The sequence below is a fragment of the Thermoflexibacter ruber genome (assembly GCF_900113045.1).
GTDB classification, from domain to species: domain Bacteria; phylum Bacteroidota; class Bacteroidia; order Cytophagales; family Thermoflexibacteraceae; genus Thermoflexibacter; species Thermoflexibacter ruber.
Window position 1 is genome coordinate 1 of the sequence record NZ_FONY01000085.1, and the last position, 6,195, is coordinate 6,195.

At 36.2% G+C, this 6,195-nt stretch carries 7 protein-coding genes; 1 reads left to right on the forward strand and 6 read right to left on the reverse strand.

Going from position 1 to position 6,195, the window contains the following annotated elements:
• Nucleotides 1-182: 182 nt before the first annotated feature.
• Nucleotides 183-440 carry a hypothetical protein gene (locus BM141_RS22695; RefSeq protein WP_143091072.1) on the forward strand — a complete coding sequence of 86 codons (258 nt, stop codon included), beginning with the start codon at nt 183-185 and terminating at the stop codon, nt 438-440.
• A 41-nt stretch (nt 441-481) separates the two neighbouring features.
• Here BM141_RS22695 and BM141_RS21905 read toward each other — a convergent pair whose 3' ends face one another.
• From BM141_RS21905 to BM141_RS23315, 6 genes are all read right to left on the reverse strand, one after another.
• Nucleotides 482-988, reverse strand: a complete 507-nt coding sequence (locus BM141_RS21905; RefSeq protein ID WP_091549572.1) for a hypothetical protein — start codon at nt 986-988, stop codon at nt 482-484.
• Nucleotides 989-994: 6 nt separating this feature from the next.
• Nucleotides 995-2,194, reverse strand: a complete 1,200-nt coding sequence (locus BM141_RS21910; RefSeq protein WP_091549573.1) for a hypothetical protein — start codon at nt 2,192-2,194, stop codon at nt 995-997.
• Between the two features lie 25 nt (nt 2,195-2,219).
• Nucleotides 2,220-3,305, reverse strand: coding sequence for a hypothetical protein (locus BM141_RS21915; protein ID WP_091549574.1), 1,086 nt, complete (start codon nt 3,303-3,305; stop codon nt 2,220-2,222).
• Between the two features lie 204 nt (nt 3,306-3,509).
• Nucleotides 3,510-4,571, reverse strand: coding sequence for a hypothetical protein (locus BM141_RS21920; RefSeq protein ID WP_091549575.1), 1,062 nt, complete (start codon nt 4,569-4,571; stop codon nt 3,510-3,512).
• Nucleotides 4,568-5,227, reverse strand: a complete 660-nt coding sequence (locus tag BM141_RS21925; RefSeq protein WP_091549576.1) for a hypothetical protein — start codon at nt 5,225-5,227, stop codon at nt 4,568-4,570. The genes BM141_RS21920 and BM141_RS21925 overlap by 4 nt, the downstream gene beginning before the upstream one ends.
• A 2-nt stretch (nt 5,228-5,229) precedes the next feature.
• On the reverse strand, nt 5,230-6,195 hold a 966-nt coding region (locus BM141_RS23315; protein ID WP_221407735.1), incomplete at its 5' end, for a hypothetical protein.

A 6,195-nucleotide genomic window follows, 5' to 3' on the forward strand; every position in this document is an offset into this window, starting at 1 on the left:
AGTCCTTTTAGACCTGAATTACTGTCCCCCGTGACTGAACTGAGATAAAAGAACAAAAGTTGAAAGTTAAACTGTCGCTTGGTTAAAAGTCCAGATGGGGGACAGTCATTCAGCGTCTCTTATGTAACTCCGTCAATGCACTCGCAGTCGTCCGATAGCCTTGCTGCTAACGGAACGAGGATTTGCGAAGTTCCAAAAATTCTGAGCGAAGCGAAGAAAATTTTTGGAATTTTGCAAATCCTTTGTTGGGTGACGTGCCGAAGCGTAGCGAAGGCACAAGCCCGACAAAGGATGTAATCCTCGTTCCGTTGAGTGGAAGTGCCGAAGCGAAGCGAAGGCATTTCCACTCAACGGAAAAGCATTTGTGCAGGGCGGGCTTAGTAGCACTGCCGTTTCCATACGCACAAAAGCCAATAGAAAGCACAAAAGTTTCAAAATAGCACGTCTGCCCGCCTTGTTACAAATGCAATGTTGTGCGATGCTATTTTACTCGTTTGGGCGGACTACTACCATACTCAAATGGTTCTGTGTTTTGTTGAAACCAACGTCTATAAGACTTTTTTACATTAATATTGTTGAAAAAATGTATGAAATGCCCTTGTGCAGGATTAACACGAATATTAAACTTATAATTATCTCCAATTAAAGTAAGTTTAAATTTTTTATTTAAAACATTATCCTTTCCCATAAAAATTTTTTTAGATAGTGTATACTTATACACTAAACAATCAGTATATATATCAGAACAAGATACAAAAAGGGTATCGTTAATGGTATATAATCTGAAATACAACTCAAAAGCAAAGGTTGTATCCTTATTATAAAATGTTCCAAATTCATTTGTATTGACAATGTGAATATTATTAATGTATATATCCAAATTGGAAGGGCTGTCAATAAAAAATTCCCAACAAGCACCTTTCGTATTTTGAGATAAAACACTTGTTGGAACAATAAATAAGAAGATAAAAATGCGTATTATTTTCATAACTTACTAATAGTCTCTGATAAATGGATTACTTGCCCCTATTCTTTGCAATCCGTTATTTAACATACCTGCATTGTATCTACTATTGATAACCTGTATTTGTCGTGGGGTGAGTACAGGGGCTACATACGGTAACGAAGTCTTATAATCAGACATAATGTTCTTACCACTCGTGTAAGGATTTCCTGTTTCGTTATTAGCAAAGTAACTTTCAGGTATGTAATCTCTACCTACCTCCGCTTTTGATTTTGTAATATGTGGTAAGTATGCGGTATGTCCTGCCTCGTGTGCGAATATGTATTTTGCTAATAACTGTCCGTTACTTGTTAACCCTCTTGCGTTCCAATTTTTAGATTTTGGGTCATTACCTGCTTGCATAGCCTCCCTATTTCCTAAAATACTCTCATTCAAGTAAATTGCCTGACTGCCAAAACCTGCTTTCCCTCCGCCAATACGGTCTCCTGCTATTACTGTTCCGTTACTTACAATTCTTACAGCGTGGTCTGTTGCACTCAAATCACTTTCAGCATTTGCCACTTTCAAGTACGAATTTTCCAAATCAAAACTCCAAGAAATACCCTCACCTTTGCCTGTAAAAACCTCTGCCAAACCTGCCAACATTTCATTAGCCATTTTATCCAAGTTTTTGATTTCCTTCCCTGTTTCGTTCAAAATCTGTCCTCTAAACGCAAAAGTATAGTGATTGGTTTCCTTATTGTGGCTAATAACCCAATCCCTGCCGTCTGGGTCTATGATACTCAAAGGGTTGTTTGCCACAAAGTTATAAGGTGTCCAGCCTGTGTAATTCTCTGCGTGTGGGTCAACGGACAAAAACCTTGCTATGTTGGTAGCACTCATAAAAAACTGCTCAAATATCTTACCCTGCTTATCTATCAAGGAAATCATACCTGTTCGCATATCTACAACCATTCTTTTTACTTGGCTGTTCTTGTTACGGTTTGGTATTTCCAAGTAGTTTATGCCTGTCCTTTCCGCCTCTGTCATCAGCACTACCGAACTGTCGCCAAAAATGGCGTAAGGGCTTAGATTTTTTGTTTCCATTCTCCGCATTTCTGTTCCCTCTTTGCCAAAATCAAGCACCATTTCAGGCTCTTGTTTGGCTTGGTTGAAATACTGAAAACTGAAATATGCTGCGATAATTGCAACCGTTAAAATGCTGAAAATTAAGTAAAATCTGCGTTTCATTGAATTGATATTTTGGTGTTTGAATTTAATTTTTGGCTTGGGTTTGGCGTTTTTCCTTTTCTATTTCCATTTCCTTTGCCCATTGAGCATATTGCTCTTTGGTTACTTCCCGATGCCCTAACTCGTTGAGTTGGTAATGAGTAGCAAGCCATTCTTTTTGATAGGCTTGCATTTTTTCGTTGGGTTTGTTTCCATACTTTTTCTTGTAGGCAAGTCCCAAGTTTTTCAAGGTAATATGTTTGTGTAAAATAGCATTGACCGAATTTTTGTGGTGCTTGATACTTGCGTCTGCACAAAGCAATGAAAATTCGGTATGTCCGTACTGTTTCACATATGCCAAAGAAAGTTCTGTCATACAAAAGGCAATGCTTTCTTTCATAGTCAAATCCTTCATATAAATTCCGCTTTGAATAGCCTCTGCACTCATTCCCGATGAGGAAATCATCCACGCATCAGACGAAAAATGTCCATTAGTGAGTTCCACATTTACCCATTTGTTCTGCTCGTCAAGGTGCTTGATATACAAATGATTAGGGGCTAATGCCAAATAACTTTCTGCCCCGATTTCCTCTGCCAAAATCTTGTAAAGCATTGGCATAGAACGACATTGCCCTGTATGAGTACGTAAAAGTTTGGTTACGAATACATTTTGATAATCCTTTTCTCCATAAAAATCCTCAAAATCATAGACAAAAGGCTTGTAATTGTTCATTGCGTGCGGTTTTGTAAAATATTCGTACAGGGCATAATTACCTGCGGTTTTATACACACCTACTTTTTTGTCCATAATGAACTGTTTTAGGTCTTTGGAAATGTCGGAAATTTGCTTGCAAAAGTCTGTATAATCTAAGTTTCCTTTCAAATATGCCCACTCTATGAGAAACGAAGCACGTTTAAAATCCATTGGGATTTTGTCCTCTAACATTTGGTTGATTTCTTGAAAAGCAAGGTTGTAGTATTTATCTTGACAATAAACTATTGTGTCTGCTTGAAAAGTCGGTTTGGGTTTTTCTGCTATGGTCGTGGTTACAACTTCCTTGTCTTGTTGTTGGGTACAAGAAGTTAAGGCTATGAAAATCAGTAAGATAATTTGTATTTTCCGTTGTTTCATTGTTTGACGGTTTGGTTTTTTATAGTATCGCACAACGGAAAAGCATTTGTGCAGGGCGGGTTTAGTAGCACTACTGTTTCCACACGCACAAACGCCAATGGAAAGCACAAAAGTTCAACTTAGCACGTCTGCCCGCCTTGCATAAATGCAATGTTAGCCTCAGTTTTTCTTGTTTTTAGCACTCACTTTCAATAAGTTACGCAACTATTTGTTAAAAACTGCTACCTTTTTGTTAATGTACTTGTCCTTGTTTTCCTTCAAATCTAATAACCAATTTGCATACATTTGTTTGGGCATTTGTCGGTAGCCTGATTGGTAGATTTGTTGATAGGTTTTGTTCATTTCGGCAAATTTTGCTTTGGTTTCGGGGTTGTCTTTGCCTTTTGATTGCGATAATTTTTTGTGTTGGGCAAACAAAGTTTCGGCTTTCAAAAGCATTGCATTGATGCAAGTCGGGAAGTGTTTTAATGCTAATTCGCAACACTGCAAAATAAAAGTACCGTCATTGTCGGGGTATTTCTTGGTGTAACCTTGCCCCAAATCTACTACGCACAAGGCAACTGCCCGATGTGTACCTATTGTGTCCATATAGACCGCATTTTGGATAGCCTCCAAACTTACATAACCCGACACCATTAGCCACGCATCTATGGGAAAAGTGGCACTCGTAAGTTCCGTATTATACCAACCTGTTTTTTTGCTGTGGTGCTTGATATACAAGTGGTTAGGAGCAAGTGCCAAATGTGCTTCTGCCCCTAATTCATCACACAAAATTTTGTAGAGATAAGGCAAAGAATGGCAATTTCCTTTTTTGGTTGCCAACAATTTACTTACAAAGCCTTTTGTCCAGTCGGTATCACCAAAAAAATCCTCAAAGTCGTAGCCGAAAGGTAGATGATAATCTTGCAAGCTATCTAATCTTATAAATAGCGTATCGGTAAGTATTTTAAAAACAGAAGCAAATTTTTCAATTTTTACTTTGTCTTTATCTGTATATTGTAAAGAATTTGATTTCACAAAACCTTGACAAAGAATAGTTAAACCTTCTATTTCTTCTTCAAAAGATTGATAATCAAGTAGATTATCAAAATAAGCATTCTCTACATGAAAGACAGCATTTTTTAAATTAGCATTACTTTTATTTGCAAGCATATTTTTGAGATTGTTAAATGCTTTTTGGTAGTGTATATCTGAATGCTCTTTTTGGGCTTTTGCAGATAGGATTGTAGATATATAGATGACTATAAAATAGATATATATTTTCATAATTTATTATTAAATAAGGCTTTAAGATTATTAAACTCTTGTATATATTCTATTGAAGCAATTTGGATTTGCTTATCATAAATAGACATCAAATCATTATAATTTTGCTTATTGAGAAGTTTAGCAATAATAAGTCCAATAATACACCTTAAAGGGTTTATTACCAAATGTTTAGACAAATAATCAGGATTATTATTAAGTGCATTATCAATTTTATTAAGTGTATCATATTCTTCAAAATATGGTAATGCTGCATTTTCAAAACAGTATACTAAAAAATCAATACACCCATTTAAGCTATCTTCATCATTAAAATAAAAGTTTAAAAATGGATTTTTCCTAAAAATGCCATCTGCATTTTCTTCTGCCATCAAAATACCAACTGTCCCTCCAATAGTGTGTAAGTTATTGTATGAGATAGTATTTTTGACTGTAATATTTTGGTAAATTTTTGCAACTTCCTCTACATCTATATAGACAAAAGGCTCTGCTATATAACCATTTCGCTCATTATAGAAATTAATATCATAAACAAGAGTAAAATTTTTCACTTGTTTTGTAAATCTACCCTTACTTTTTTGTAGTTTGAATCCATAAGTTTTTAATTTTACAGATAAACTGTCAAGTATTTTATTGATTATCTCTTTTTTATTCATAATTAATCATCAATTTTATCATTAGTAATTGTATTTGTCTTAGGATTCACACGCCTAACCTCTCGCTTGTTGTCTTTTGTAATTTTAGAACCTTCTAAATTGCCTGCATTCTTACCTTTCAATGTTACTTCCTCCTTATCCTTAATTAGGCGTTTCTGTTGATTACTTAATTTTGCCCCACCACTTTTAGTTTCTACAACGATAGGTTTACCTGTTTTAGGGTCGATAGGTAAGTGGTCTATAATAGTAGTTGTACCATCTCCAAATTCTCCTGTTACTTGCTTTAAAACAGGGTTTTCAGAAAATTCCTCAGCTAATTGTTTTTGAACTAAATCTTCTGCATCTTTACCTTGTTTTTTAAGAAGTTTACCCAGAGTTGTTCCCCAAAAGCTACCCCCAGTTTTTGCAAATAAATACCCTGTATTTCCTACACCTGTTAATGCCCCTCCTACAGTAAGTAAATCTCCAGTCGTATTTAAAAGTCTTTCTTTTGCAGAAGAAGGCTGTTGTGCTGAAACAATTTTTATAGTTATACCATCAGGATTAATAGCTCTTGTATCATTTAATCTTCCAATTGTGAGGTTATACGCACTTACTAAAATATCACTTGCTGTTGCCGCCACAGAGTTTGCAACTTGTTGAATAGCATCGGGGCAGTCGCCTGTTTCACAGGGCTCTCGTCCGTCAGGGTCATTGTATCTTAAAGGATTATTAAGTACAAATACATACGGACTTTGCTCAGGAAACTTCTCCGCCAAAGGGTCAACTGACCACCACCTGCTACTCACGTCAGCGGGAAAATACAAACTGTCTCTTTCCACTTCACCTACGACCTCGCCCGTAACTCGGTTAAAATACACACTACCGATTTGTTGAATGGTGTCGTTGGTAAAAATTTCTTGGTATTTGCCCTTACTCAATGTGGCATACCGCACCTTAAAACCGTCAATTTCTTTTGGCGGTTCAAA